The sequence below is a fragment of the Pseudomonas sp. GXZC genome, from assembly GCF_026967615.1.
Lineage (GTDB): Bacteria > Pseudomonadota > Gammaproteobacteria > Pseudomonadales > Pseudomonadaceae > Aquipseudomonas > Aquipseudomonas azotoformans_A.
In genome coordinates this window covers 4168461-4181752 of the sequence record NZ_CP114115.1, presented here as the reverse complement: position 1 = coordinate 4181752, position 13292 = coordinate 4168461, and the positions used below count along the sequence as shown (strand labels likewise).

Genomic DNA, 13292 nt, shown 5'->3' with positions numbered 1-13292 from the left:
TTCCCGCGTGCCAGCCAGTAGGGTCGCGAGGGAAAATCCATGAGTAAGGACGTTGTCATGTCATGCGTACAAAAGCTCACCCACACCCGGCTCGAATGGCTCTGGCTGCTGCCATTCGCTGCTGCGCTCTATTACCCCTGGGCGCTGCAATGGAGCAACCAGGCCCATGTCGCCGAGGCTGGCGCGCCGGTGACGCTGGCGTTGATGTTGAGTGCTTATGCGGTGCCGGTGCTGGCGTTCTACTGCGTTTTCGTCACAGGCATGCAGCCGGTGATGACGGCACGCCTGGTACTTGCCCGACGCCTGGCCTGCCTGGCGGTGGCCGCGCCGCCGGCCTACACGTTGATGGGCGTGTTGTTGTACCTGATGAAGATCAATGGCCATGACCTCTGGGTGTGGAGCGGCCTGTGGCTGGCGTTGATCGCCTACTTCTCGATGGTGTCGGGCACATTGCCGAGCATTGATTTCAGTCGGCACGCGCGTACCTACGTCAAGCTGCGGGTTGCCCATGGCATTGCGTCGGTGGCGATCCTGTTGGTGTTCCTGGCGCCGCATCTGTTCAACCATCTGTTCGGCGTGCTGGGCAGCGATGCGCAACGGGCGGTGATGGAGGTGTTGCGCGGGGTCTACCGCAATGGCTGGCTGGAGCCGATCATCATTGTCACGTTCTTCTTCCAGATACTCAGCGGCCTGGTGCTGATCCGCCCCAGGACCCAGCAGCGCGCCGACCTGCTGGATGCCTTGCAGACGGCTTCCGGCGCTTACCTGGCGCTGTTTATCGCCTCCCATATCAACTCAGTATTCACCCTGGCACGCTACTTCGGCACCGACACCGATTACGCCTGGGCCGTGGCCGAACCGGTGGGCTTGTTGGCCGATGCCTGGAGCATCCGCCTGGTGCCGCATTACTCCCTGGCGGTGTTCCTGCTGATCGCGCACCTGGCCTGCGGTTTGCGCGGGGTACTGCGCAACCATGGGGTGAGCGAAACACGTTGCGCGACCTTGACCTGGGCGGTGATCGGGATCGGTGCGCTGGTGACACTGGTCATTACCGCCGGCATGCTCGGCGTGCGCGTTTAGCTTGATCGGCATCAAGGTTTGGCAGCGTCAGGCCGACCACACTGGAGCCTCGACGCGACCTGCGAGGCCACCATGCTTTACCTGCTGTTTCTGCTGGCCCATCTGTTCGCCGCGCTGATCTTTATCGGCACGGTGTTTTTCGAAGTGCTGATCCTGGCGCGACTGCACCAGCAACTGCCCGCGAGGGTGATGGTGCAGGTGGAGCAGGGCGTCGGCCAGCGCGCCAGGGTGTTGATGCCCTGGGTATTGCTGATGCTGTTCGGTGCCGGGATCGGCATGGTCTGGTTGCGTTACCTGCCGGTGCTGGCCGCGCCACTCGCCTCGTCCTTCGGGACTTTGCTGGCCCTCAAACTGATCCTTGCGGCGAGTGTGTTGCTGCACTTTCTGTTGACGATGTTGCGTATGCGGCGGGGGCGTGTGGGGCCGGGGTATCTGCGGTTTGTGCACCTGAGTTTGTTTGGGCATATGGTTGCGATTGTGGTGTTGGCCAAGAGCATGTTTTACCTCACTTGGTAAAACCCTCGATACAGAGACCGATGATGAGTTGAGGAGCCGCAGCATGCACGTACTGGATCGACGCAAGGCAATGTCGATAACCCCGTTGTTCCGCTTGGCCTTTCGGCCGTTTTTTCTCGGTGCGTGTCTGTTGGCTGCGCTGGCGGTGCCGTTGTGGCTGTTGGCCCTGGGCGGTCTGACTGGCGAGTGGCAGCCGGCCGGTGGCTGGCTGGCCTGGCATCGGCATGAACTGCTGTTCGGCTTCGGCTTGGCGATCATCGCCGGGTTTCTGCTGACGGCGGTGCAGACCTGGACCGGCCGCCCCGGCCTCAGCGGTGGGCCCTTGGCGGTGTTGGCGGCACTGTGGCTGGTGGCGCGTGTGGGTTGGTTGCTGAATATTCCATTGCCATTGCTGGTCGCGCTGGAGTTGGGCTTTCCGCTGGCGGTTGCCGGGGTGATGGGGTGGACGCTGTGGAAGGTCCGGCAGACGCGCAATTACCCGATTGTGCTGGTGTTGGTCTTGCTGGCCTTGGCTGACGGGCTATCGCTGTTCGACCCTGGTCTGCAGCGCCAGTCGGTACTCACCGGTTTGTGGTTGGTAGCGGCGATGATGGGCTTGATCGGTGGCCGCGTGATTCCGTTTTTCACCCAGCGTGGTCTGGGCCGGGCCAAGGCGGTCAAACCCTGGCCTTGGCTGGATCACCTGCTGCTGGGTGGTTCGATTCTGGTGGCGTTGTTGTATGCCAGCGGATGGGCTTTGATGCCCAATCTCTGGTTTGGCGTGTTATTCGGCGCCTTGGCCCTGGGCCATCTGTTACGCCTGCTGCGCTGGCAGGATCGCGGCCTCTGGCGAGTGCCGTTGCTGTGGTCTCTGCACCTGGCGTATGCATGGCTCGCGCTGGCGTGCCTGGGCATGGCGCTATGGCATTTCGGCGCGCCTTTCAATCCAAGCCTGGCCGTGCATGCCCTGACCATTGGGGCGATGGCCGGGTTGATCCTGGCGATGATCGCGCGGGTCAGCCTGGGCCATACTGGCCGGCCGCTGCAACCGCCGGCGGGGATGACCTTGGCGTTTGTCTTGCTGAACCTTGCATGTGTGTGCCGAGTGTTGCTGGTGCTGATCTGGCCCATGACGGCGTTGTGGTTGGCGGGCCTGTGCTGGTCCGTCGGCTTGGGCCTGTACCTGTGGCGCTATGGGCCGATGCTGTGGCAGGCGCGGGTCGATGGGCATCCGGGCTAGAAAAGGCCGTCGCCAAATGATTAGGGTGGCCCCTCATGCGGCGTCATGCCGCGGCCGAGTGTTGATCACGGTCAAGGGATAGCACGGCGGCAGTTCCCACACTGTGGCGAACTTCCTGGAGGACCGCGCCATGCCCCTGTCCCTTGCGCAACTGCGCCGCAACTACACCCTTTACGGCCTTCGCGACGACTGCTCGCAGGACAATCCACTGGTACTGTTCGGCCAGTGGCTGGACCAGGCACGCAAGACCGAGGTCCCCCCGGCCGAGGCCAACAGCATGGCCCTGGCCACGGTGGACAGCCACGGCCATGCCCATTGCCGCATCCTGTTGCTCAAGGGTTTTGGCGCTGACGGGTTTTTCTTTTTTGGCAACTACCAGAGCGCCAAGGGCCAGGAACTGGCGGACAACCCCCATGCCGCCATGACGTTTTTCTGGCCGGGCGTGGAGCGTCAGGTGCGGATCGAAGGTCCGGTGGTGAAGGCCGCTGCCGAGTTGTCGGACGACTATTTCGATGCGCGCCCGGCCGCCAGCCAGTTGGGCAGTTGGGCCTCGCCCCAGAGCCAACCCTTGGCTCATCGCAACGAGTTGGAAGCGCGCCTGCGTGAGGTCACCGAGCGTTTCGCCGGTCGGCAACCGCCTCGGCCCGACTATTGGGGTGGCTTCTGCCTGCAACCACGGCGTATCGAGTTCTGGCAGGGACGACCTGACCGCCTGCATGACCGCCTCGATTATCGCCAGCAGGGCGGTGAATGGCAGCGCACGCGCCTGGCCCCCTGACGACATACCTCCTTCGAGGAATAGTCCCTGCGCACATTGCGGCGCAGGCTGGATGCATCTTCTCTACCTCTGGAGCCTGGACCATGGCCCATCTGACCCAACGCAGTTTTGTCGCCCTGAATATCGCGGTGCTGACCATCAGCGACACCCGCACCTACGACACCGACACCTCTGGGCACACCTTGGTGGACCGCCTGCAACGCGCCGGTCACAGGTTGATCGACCGTGGCATGGTGATGGATGACATCTACCAGATTCGCGCGCGTGTCTCCCAGTGGATCGCCGATCCTCAGGTGCAAGTGGTGCTGATGACCGGCGGCACTGGCTTCACCGCCCGTGACAATACTCCTCAGGCTGTGCTGCCGTTGCTGGACAAACAGGTGGATGGGTTCGGTGAGTTGTTCCGCCAGGTGTCCTTGGCTGAAATCGGCATGTCGACCTTGCAATCCCGTGCCCTGGCCGGTTTCAGCAACGGCGTGTTGGTGTGCTGCATGCCCGGTTCGCCGGGCGCTTGTCGCACGGCCTGGGACCAGATCCTGGTCGGCCAACTGGACAGCCGCACCGGCCCGTGCAACTTCGTGCCGCATCTCAAGCCGCAACTTGATCAACCGCTAGAAGCCTGTGAGGCACGGCCATGAACCCGTGCGACAGCGGCGACCTGCTGCCGGTGGAGGAGGCCATCGAGCAATTGCTGGCTCAGGCACCGCCGCCACCGCCCACTGAGGTGATCGCGTTGGCCGAGGCCCTCGGGCGTGTCACCGCCGAAGAGGTGTTTTCACCGATCGACCTGCCGGGTTGGGACAACAGCGCCATGGACGGCTATGCCCTGCGCGCGTTCGACGTGCCGGAGCAGGGTGGTTACCTGGAAGTGGCCGGGCGGATCGCCGCGGGACACAGCTGTGACGTGCCGTTGCTGCCGGGGCAAACCGTGCGGATCTTTACCGGTGCGCCGCTGCCTCCAGGTGCCGACAGTGTAGTGCCCCAAGAGCGCTGCCGCGTGTACGGCCAGCGCATCTGGTGCCCGCCGGTGCGCCTGGGCGAACACGTGCGCAAGCGCGGCGAAGAGTTGCAACGCGGGCAGCGCGTGTTGAGTGCCGGCAAACGCCTGCGGGCCCAGGAAATCGGCCTGTTGGCAGCGTCGGGCATTCCACGGGTGAAGGTCTACCGGCCACTGCGTGTGTGCCTGCTCAGCAGTGGCGATGAACTGCGCGAGCCGGGTGAGTCCCTGGCGCCAGGACAGATCTACTACAGCAATCGCTACCTGGTCGCGGCGCTGCTGCGCGGCTGGGGTGTGGAGGTGCACGACTACGGCGTGATGGTCGACGCCCTCGCGGCCAGTCGCGATGCGCTGGTGCTGGCCTCCTCCGAATGTGACGTGCTGCTGACGACGGGCGGTGTGTCGGTGGGCGAAGAGGACCATCTCAAACAAGCGATCCAAGCGCTGGGCAAGATTGAGTTCTGGCGCCTGGCAATCCAGCCCGGCAAGCCCTTGGCGTTCGGCCAGGTGGCGGGCAAACCTTGGATCGGCTTGCCGGGTAATCCGACGGCCGCGCTGGTCACTGCACTGATCATGGTGCGCCCGTTCCTGTTGCGCGCTCAAGGCGCGGAACGGGTGCTGCCGGTGCCCATCAACGTGCCGGCTGCGTTTGAATGGCTCAAACCCAACAAACGCCGCCAGTACCTGCGCGCACGTTTGAGTCCCGGCAGCGACGGGCAACTGCGCGCCATCCTGCACCCCCAGCAAAGCTCGGCGATGCTCGTCGCCGCCTGTTGGGCCGATGGCCTGGTGATTGTCGAGCGCGAGCAGCAAGTGCTCAAGGGCGCCGCGGTGCCGTTCCTGCCTTTCACCGGATTTGAATAAGGAGCCGTCATGCAACTGGTCTGCCCGGCAGGTAACCTGCCAGCGCTGAAAGCCGCCGTGCGCCAAGGCGCCGATGCGGTGTACGTGGGGTTTCGCGATGACACCAATGCCCGGCATTTCGCCGGGCTGAACATGGACGACAAACAATTCGACGCCGCTGTCGCCCACATTCGCCAACATCAGCGCAAGCTCTATGTGGCGGTCAACACCTACCCGCAGCCGAAGATCTGGCCGCGCTGGCAACGCGCCGTGGACCGCGCCGCCGACCACGGCGTAGACGCCTTGATCGCGGGCGACCCTGGCGTACTGGGTTACGCCGCGCAACGCCATCCGCACATGGCGTTGCACCTTTCGGTGCAAGGCTCGGCCACCCATGCGGCGGCGTTGAAGTTCTACGTCGAACACTACGGCATTCGCCGCGCCGTGCTGCCACGGGTGCTGTCGCTGGCCCAGGTCAAACAAGTGGCGGCCAGCGGCACCGTGCCCATCGAAGTGTTCGGTTTTGGCAGCCTGTGCATCATGGCCGAGGGGCGTTGCCATTTGTCTTCCTACATCACCGGCGAGTCGCCCAACCTCTGTGGCGTGTGCTCACCGGCCAAGGCGGTACGCTGGAGCGACGACGCCGACGGCCTCAGCGCACGCCTCAGCGACGTGTTGATCGACCGCTACACTCCGGATGAACCCGCCGGCTACCCGACCCTGTGCAAGGGCCGCTTTCTGGTGGGCGGCAAGCGCTTCCACGCACTGGAAGAACCCGCCAGCCTCGACACCCTGGATCTGCTACCCGAACTCAGCGCCATCGGCGTGGAAGCGGTGAAGATCGAAGGCCGACAACGCAGCCCAGCCTACGTGGAACAAGTCACCCGCGTGTGGCGCGCAGCCCTCGACACCTACCGCGCCAACCCCGCGAACTTTGCGGTCAAGGACCCGTGGCGCCAAGTGCTCGCAGGGCTTTCCGAAGGCAGCCAGACCACCCTGGGTGCTTACCATCGTGCATGGCAGTGAGGACACACAGATGAAACTCAGCCTGGGACCGGTGCTGTTTTATTGGGACAAAGAACACCTTGGGCGCTTCTATGCGGACATGGCAGGCTTGCCCCTGGACGTGATTTACCTGGGGGAAACCGTGTGTGCCAAACGCCGCGCATTCAACCTGGATCAATGGCTTGGCCTGGGCCGCGAATTGCACGCGTGCAGCTCGGCGCAGATCGTGTTGTCGAGCCTCACGTTGATCGAAGCTGCGTCCGAACTGTCCAGCCTGCGTCGCCTGTGTGACAGCGGTGAGTTTTTGGTTGAGGCAAACGACATGGGCGCCGTGCAGTTGCTGATCGAGCGCAAATTGCCCTTTGTCGGCGGCCCGGCGCTCAACCTCTACAACGGTCATGCCCTGGTGCAACTGCTCGATGTGGGTATGCAGCGCTGGGTGCCGCCGGTGGAATGCTCCCACGGCCTGATCGCCGATGTACTGGAGCAAGTGCGTGAGTTGGGGCGGCCATTGCCGGAAGTGGAAATATTCGCCTACGGGCATCTACCCCTGGCGTACTCGGCGCGTTGTTTTACAGCGCGGGCGGAGAATCGGCCGAAGGATGATTGCCAGTTCTGCTGCATCAACTATCCGGATGGCATGGCCTTGGCCAGTCAGGAAGGGCAGGCGTTGTTTACCTTGAATGGGATTCAGACGATGTCCGCCGAGGTGACCAACTTGTTGGCTGACTATCGCGGCTTGGTCTCGTGTGGTGCTGATGTGCTGCGCCTGAGTCCTCGGGCGCAGGGGATGGTTGATGTGGTGCGTGCGTTTGATCAAGTACGTCAGGGCGCCACGCCGCCGTTGTTTGTCGACGGCTGCAATGGTTACTGGCATGGGCAGGCGGGGATGTTGCGGGTTGAGGAGGTGGTGGGGTGTTGAGTCGCAAGCAGTGGGTGCTCAAGGGCGCGGATCGGGTGTTGCCGTTGATTCGGCGGGTGCCGTTTGCCGTTCAGCGGTTGGCGTTGGAGCAGGGGCTTAATCGGTGTTTGGCGCAGCCTCTGCGCGACGGTGGGTTTGATTTGTTGCGTGGGCGGTGGATGTGCCTGCGTGTTCAGGATGTGGGGGTGTGTTGGTATTTGACGTTGGGGCGGGATGGGTTGCGCGTTGCTTCGAGGGCTGAGGCCGAGGTGACGATCAGTGGCAATTGGCGGGAGTTTTTGTTGTTGGCCAGTCGGCAGGAGGATCCGGATACGTTGTTTTTTCGGCGGCGGTTGGTGATTGAGGGGGATACGGAGTTGGGGTTGGGGTTGAAGAATTTGATTGATAGTCTTGATTCGGATGTGTTGCCGGGGTGGTTGTGGTGGGGGATGGAGAGGGCTGGGGGCGCTGTTTGACTGTTTGACCACCCCACATCACCCCACCTGCCTCAAATGCTCCATAGCCCAAACCGCCGCCTCCACCCGCGACCTCAACCCCAGCTTATGCAGCAAATTCTTCACATGCACCTTCACCGTCCCCTCGGTGATCCCCAACTTATGCCCGATTACCTTGTTGCTGTAGCCACTGGCAATCGTCCTCAACACCTGCCGCTCCCGCTCAGTCAACTCCACCGCCGCATGCGGCTGCGGCGAGCGCAACGCCTGGGCCAGTACGCGAGTCAAGCCAGGACTGATCACCAAGGCCCCCTGCAAGGCATCACGGATGAACTCCACCACCAACTCCGGTTCCATGTCCTTGAGTAGATAACCATTGGCATCCAGGCGTAGCGCATCACGAATATCGTCCTCCGCGTCGGACACCGTAAACAGCAGCACCTTCCCCGCATAGTCCATGCCCCGCAGGCGACGCAGAGTCTCCAGCCCATTCATGTGCGGCATGTTGTTGTCCAGCAACACCAGGTCCGGCTGCAACGTAGCGATCTGATCAAGCGCCTCCTGACCATTCCCAGCCTCACCGACCACGTGCAAGTCGTCTTCCAGTTCAAGCATCTGGCGCATGCCGTGGCGCATCATCGGGTGGTCGTCGACCAACAGGATTCGGTGGCGAATAGCGGTGTTCATGAGGCGGTGCCTTGTAGAGAATGGCCAAGAAATTCCGGCTGGAAACGCAATTGCACCCGCGTGCCCTGGGGTTCGCGCGGGCTGATGTCAAGGTGGCCGTGCAGGCTGCGCGCACGCTCGTCCATGATGGTCAGGCCGTGGTGTTCGCGCTGGTCGACGTCGCCACAGAAACCCCGGCCATCGTCTTCGATGCTCAGGCTTACGGTCTCACCAACCTGGCGCAGTTGCAGCCAGGTATTGTGCGCATGGGCGTGGCGCAGGCAGTTGGACAGCGCCTCGCGGGTGATCTGCAGCATATGGATCTGTTCGCTGGCCGACAGCTGGAAGGCCAACGCGTCCACGTGCAGATGCACCTGGAATTCGCCACGGCGGGAGAATTCTTCGGCGGTGTCTTGCAGCTCCTGCACCAGTCCGGCGTCATGGATCTGCAAGCGAAAGGTCGTGAGGAGTTCGCGCAGCTGGCGGTAGGCGTTGTTAAGGCCTTCGCGCAACTCGCTGGTGACGGTGGCCAGGGTTTCCACCGGCTCGCCACGGCGGATCAGGGTCTGCATGCGGCTCACTTGCAGCTTCATATAGGACAGTGCCTGGGCCAGGGAATCGTGCAGTTCACGGGCAATGATGGTGCGTTCGTCCAGCAGCAACAGGCGGTGGTCCTGTTCGCGCTGGCGCTTGAGGGACAACGAGGTGCCGATCAGGTTGGCCAGGGCCTGGATCAGTTGTTTTTCCCAATCCTGCGGCGCGTGGCCATCCAGGAAGTGCGCCTTGAGTTCGCCCAGTTCGGCACCCTGGTTGCTGATGCTAAATACCTCGGGCGGTGCAGCGTGGTGACGCTCGCAGGTGGCGCAATCACCGATCGCGCAGACGTTGCGGCTGTGTTCGCCATGCAGCGCCAGCATCTGCTGGGCGGGTGCCAGGAAGTGGCCTTGCAGGCACAGCGACAGGCGCAAGCCCGGCAGGCGTTTCTGGAAACGGCGGATCAGTTCATCCAGGCCCTCGGCATTGGCCAGCCGTGTAGCGAGGCTGCGGCTGCTCTGGTAAAGCAATTCCAGGGCCGCGTTGGCTTGTTGCAGGTTGAGGGTCTTGAGCTGCACCTGGGTTTCCAGGGTGCGGTGGGAGGCCTCGATGGTCTGGGCCATAGCGTTGAAGCTCAGGGCCAACTGGCCCAACTCATCTTCGGAGCGGTGGTTGACGCGGGTCTGGTAGTTGCCATCGCGAAAGCGCCGCGTGGCGTGTACCAGTTCCTGCAAGGGCGTGACCACGCCGTACTGCAACTCGTACAGGCCGATCAGCAGGATGATCAAGGTGCTGAACAGCGCCAGGCCCTGGATCGCTTGCTGCCAGCCCTGTTTGTGCTCGCTCTGTTGCTGCAACAGGCTGACGAACTGGTTCATTTGCTCGACGAACGCGGGTGCGCTGGCCTGGAACAGCGCCGCATCGCCGCGCATCACCGCCGGACGCAGCTCGTCGTTCCAGCGCTGCTGGATCTGCTGGTAACTCTGTAGCAAGGCGCTGTGGGGACCATCTTCAAGCACGGCCTTGAGCGACTGGCTGTCGAGGCGCCGTTGCAGGCTCTGGCTGACCTCGGCCACTTCATCCGGCCGTGCACCGGTCGCCAGTTTCCAGCTGAGGTGATAGGTCTCCATGCGCACCGAGCCGGCGGTGTTGATCGCGGCGGCGTCGCCCTGGCTGAACCAGGCGATCAGCCCGGCGCTGAGGGAGCTGGCCAGGGCCAGGATCGCAATCAGGATCACCGCCAGGCCGGCGCGGGCGGGCAGGGAGCTGCGCAGCCAATCAAGCATGACGGCGCAGTCGAAAGGGGCAGCAGAGCAGCATGGTCGCACCTGGAGCGGGAAAGGGGGTGGAGATGGCCTTCCCTGGCGCACTACCTCTAAAGAATTGCCGGCGAACCCTCCCACGGATAAAAGCCGGCACAAGAGAACAATCCATTGATAAATAAAGGCTTTCTCTTGTCTTGCTGGCTACCTCCTTGGAGGTAGACGGGGCCAGCATAGCCCCATACCCACCCGGCTCACGTTGATCTGGGTCAAGTTCGGCGGGGGTGTCGCCCCTAACCTGCGCTCATGGAATCACTTTCTGGAGCGCATACCGTGACTCAACCCCGTATGAGACAAGGCCTGGTGCTGGGCATGAGCACCCTGGCCTTCACCGTCTGCTTTATGGTGTGGATGATGTTCGCCGTGCTCGGCGTGCCCATCAAGGATCTGCTGCAACTCAATGAAACCCAGTTCGGCCTGCTGGCTGCCACCCCGGTATTGACCGGCTCCCTGGTGCGCCTGCCCCTGGGCTTGCTCACCGACCGCTTCGGCGGACGCATCGTGTTCTTCCTGCTGATGCTTGCCTGCGTGTTGCCGCTGTACCTGATCACCTATGCTACTGCCTACTGGCAGTTCCTGGTGCTGGGCCTGTTTGTCGGCCTGGCCGGTGGATCGTTCTCGGTGGGCATTGCCTACGTCGCCAAATGGTTCGACAAGGACAACCAGGGCTTCGCCATGGGCGTGTTCGGCGCCGGCAACGCGGGGGCGGCGGTGACCAAGTTTCTCGCCCCGGCGCTGATCGCCCTCGGCTCCTGGCACCTGGTGCCCAAGGTGTTCAGCGCGATCCTGTTCATCACCGCGCTGTTGTTCTGGTTTCTCACCAGTGAGAACAAGGGCCATCGCAGTGCTGGCGACGCCACTTTGCGTGAACAGTTGCTGTGCCTGAAAGACCCGGCCGTGTGGCGCTACTGTCAGTACTACTCCATCGTCTTCGGCGGTTACGTGGCACTGGCCCTGTGGGTGACCAAGTACTACGTGCAGGAATACGGCTTCAGCCTGCAAAGCGCTGCGCTGCTGGCAGCGTGTTTCTCCCTGCCCGGCGGTGTGCTGCGTGCGGTCGGCGGTTGGATGTCGGACCGCTGGGGCGCGCAGAGCGTGACCTGGTGGGTGCTGTGGGTGAGCTGGATCTGCCTGTTCCTGCTCAGCTATCCGCAGACCCAGCTGCAAGTGATGACCGTCAACGGCCCCTTCGACTTCCATATCGGCCTCAATGCCAGCCTGTTCACCGTGCTGCTGTTTGTGATGGGCATCGCCTTCGCGTTCGGCAAGGCCTCGGTGTTCAAGTACATCGCCAATGACTACCCACAGAACATGGGCGCGGTGTCCGGCATCGTCGGCCTGGCCGGTGGCCTGGGCGGCTTTGTGCTGCCGATCCTGTTCGGTGCCCTGGTGGACCTCACCGGCGTGCGCTCTTCCTGCTTCATGTTGATGTACGGCGTGGTCTGGGTCTCCCTGACCTGGATGTACCTCAGCGAAATCCGCAAACAGCCGTTGCTCGGCAAACGAGCTGGCCAAGGAGAATGATCATGTCTATCGCGCAAAAGCCCGACTCGGGCCCGGTGATCCACGACTGGCGCCCCGAAGACCCGGCGTTCTGGGGCGCCAGCGGCAAGAAGACCGCCACCCGCAACCTGTGGATCTCAATTCCTGCGCTGCTGCTGGCCTTTGCGGTGTGGATGGTGTGGAGCACGGTGATCGTGCGCCTCAACGCCATCGGCTTCAGTTTCACCACCGACCAGTTGTTCTGGCTGGCGGCGCTGCCAGGTTTGTCCGGCGCTACCTTGCGGGTGTTCTACTCGTTCATGGTGCCGATCTTCGGCGGGCGCCGCTGGACGGCCCTGAGCACCGCGTCACTCTTGCTGCCGTCACTGTGGATGGGCTTTGCGGTGCAGGACCCGAGCACGCCCTATAGCGTCTTCGTATTGATCGCGTTGCTCTGCGGTTTTGGTGGCGGCAACTTTGCCTCCAGTATGTCCAACATCAGCTTCTTCTACCCCAAGGCCCAGCAGGGCACCGCCCTGGGTTTGAACGCCGGCCTGGGCAACCTGGGGGTGTCGGTGATGCAGTTCTGCGTGCCGCTGGTGATCACCTTCGGTGTATTCGGGCTGATCGGCGGGCAAGCGCAAACCCTGGCGGACGGTAGCCAACTGTGGCTGCAGAACGCTGGCTTCATCTGGGTGCCGTTCATCCTCATCGTCACTGTGGCGGCGTGGTTCGGCATGAACGACCTGTCCAGCGCCCGCGCCTCGTTCAGTGACCAGGCGGTGATCTTCAAGCGCAAGCACAACTGGCTGATGTGCTGGTTGTACCTGGCGACGTTCGGCTCGTTCATTGGCTTCTCGGCGGCGTTTCCCCTGCTGATCAAAACCTCGTTCCCGGACGTGGTAGCACTGAAGTTCGCCTTTCTCGGCCCCTTGGTGGGTGCACTGGTCCGTCCACTGGGCGGCTGGTTGGCGGACAAACTGGGCGGTGCACGGGTGACCCTGTGGAACTTCGTGCTGATGATCGTGATGGTGTTCGGCGTGCTGTACTTTTTGCCGCAGAACGGGCAGGGCGGTAGCTTCTACGGCTTCCTCGGCCTGTTCATGCTGCTGTTCATCACCACCGGCATCGGCAACGGCTCCACCTTCCGCATGATCCCGGTGATCTTCCGCACCCTTCACGAGAAAGCCAGCGCCGGTAAACCTGCCGCCGTGCGTGAACAGGCCTTGAAGGACGCCAGCAAGGAGTCCGCCGCCGTGCTGGGTTTCAGCTCGGCCATGGGCGCGTTCGGTGCGTTCTTCATCCCCAAATCCTTCGGCAGTTCCATGGCCGCTACCGGCAGCCCGGCCATGGCCTTCTACCTGTTTGTCGGTTTCTACCTGAGCTGCATCGTCGTGACCTGGTGGTGGTACGCCCGCAAAGGCTGCGCCACACCCTGCTAGTCCGACCTGAATTCGCGGGGCAACGCACCCCACGGCACGCCTGATGAGGAAA

13 protein-coding genes are annotated in these 13292 nt (G+C 62.9%); 11 read left to right on the top strand and 2 right to left on the bottom strand.

The window, feature by feature from the left end:
- Positions 1-57 precede the first annotated feature (57 nt).
- The 9 genes from OZ428_RS19315 (at position 58) to ubiT (ending at position 7815) form a co-directional block, all read left to right on the top strand.
- Positions 58-1080: a hypothetical protein gene (locus OZ428_RS19315; RefSeq protein WP_269130942.1), complete on the top strand. Its 1023-nt coding sequence runs from the start codon at positions 58-60 to the stop codon at positions 1078-1080.
- 72 nt (positions 1081-1152) lie between these two features.
- The gene (locus OZ428_RS19310; RefSeq protein WP_269130941.1) at positions 1153-1596 is read left to right on the top strand and encodes a hypothetical protein; all 444 of its coding nucleotides are present in this window, start codon (positions 1153-1155) and stop codon (positions 1594-1596) included.
- A 43-nt stretch (positions 1597-1639) separates the two neighbouring features.
- Positions 1640-2815 carry an NnrS family protein gene (locus OZ428_RS19305; protein WP_269130940.1) on the top strand — a complete coding sequence of 392 codons (1176 nt, stop codon included), beginning with the start codon at positions 1640-1642 and terminating at the stop codon, positions 2813-2815.
- A 130-nt stretch (positions 2816-2945) separates the two neighbouring features.
- Entirely contained in the window at positions 2946-3593 is a 648-nt protein-coding gene (gene pdxH, locus OZ428_RS19300) for a pyridoxamine 5'-phosphate oxidase (RefSeq protein ID WP_269130939.1), read from the top strand.
- Positions 3594-3676: 83 nt separating this feature from the next.
- Positions 3677-4231 (top strand): molybdenum cofactor biosynthesis protein B, encoded by a 555-nt coding sequence (gene moaB, locus OZ428_RS19295; RefSeq protein WP_269130938.1) that lies wholly within the window; start codon positions 3677-3679, stop codon positions 4229-4231.
- Positions 4228-5454: a molybdopterin molybdotransferase MoeA gene (locus tag OZ428_RS19290; protein WP_269130937.1), complete on the top strand. Its 1227-nt coding sequence runs from the start codon at positions 4228-4230 to the stop codon at positions 5452-5454. The genes moaB and OZ428_RS19290 overlap by 4 nt, the downstream gene beginning before the upstream one ends.
- A gap of 9 nt (positions 5455-5463) precedes the next feature.
- Entirely contained in the window at positions 5464-6459 is a 996-nt protein-coding gene (ubiU, locus tag OZ428_RS19285) for a ubiquinone anaerobic biosynthesis protein UbiU (RefSeq protein ID WP_269130936.1), read from the top strand.
- Between the two features lie 10 nt (positions 6460-6469).
- On the top strand, positions 6470-7360 hold the full coding sequence (locus OZ428_RS19280; RefSeq protein ID WP_269130935.1) for a U32 family peptidase: 891 nt from the start codon (positions 6470-6472) through the stop codon (positions 7358-7360).
- Positions 7354-7815: a ubiquinone anaerobic biosynthesis accessory factor UbiT gene (ubiT, locus tag OZ428_RS19275; RefSeq protein ID WP_269130934.1), complete on the top strand. Its 462-nt coding sequence runs from the start codon at positions 7354-7356 to the stop codon at positions 7813-7815. The genes OZ428_RS19280 and ubiT overlap by 7 nt, the downstream gene beginning before the upstream one ends.
- 18 nt (positions 7816-7833) lie before the next feature.
- Here the strand turns inward: ubiT and narL are convergent, their stop codons facing one another.
- Together narL and OZ428_RS19265 are read right to left on the bottom strand one after the other, a co-directional pair.
- Positions 7834-8481: a two-component system response regulator NarL gene (gene narL / locus OZ428_RS19270; RefSeq protein ID WP_269130933.1), complete on the bottom strand. Its 648-nt coding sequence runs from the start codon at positions 8479-8481 to the stop codon at positions 7834-7836.
- Positions 8478-10280: a HAMP domain-containing protein gene (locus tag OZ428_RS19265; RefSeq protein ID WP_269130932.1), complete on the bottom strand. Its 1803-nt coding sequence runs from the start codon at positions 10278-10280 to the stop codon at positions 8478-8480. Before OZ428_RS19265 ends, narL begins: the two co-directional genes overlap by 4 nt.
- Before the next feature lie 309 nt (positions 10281-10589).
- On the opposite strand from OZ428_RS19265, the gene OZ428_RS19260 reads away from it, so the two are divergent.
- Entirely contained in the window at positions 10590-11840 is a 1251-nt protein-coding gene (locus OZ428_RS19260) for an MFS transporter (protein WP_269130931.1), read from the top strand.
- A 2-nt stretch (positions 11841-11842) separates the two neighbouring features.
- Positions 11843-13240, top strand: a complete 1398-nt coding sequence (locus OZ428_RS19255; RefSeq protein ID WP_269130930.1) for a NarK family nitrate/nitrite MFS transporter — start codon at positions 11843-11845, stop codon at positions 13238-13240.
- Positions 13241-13292: the final 52 nt, after the last annotated feature.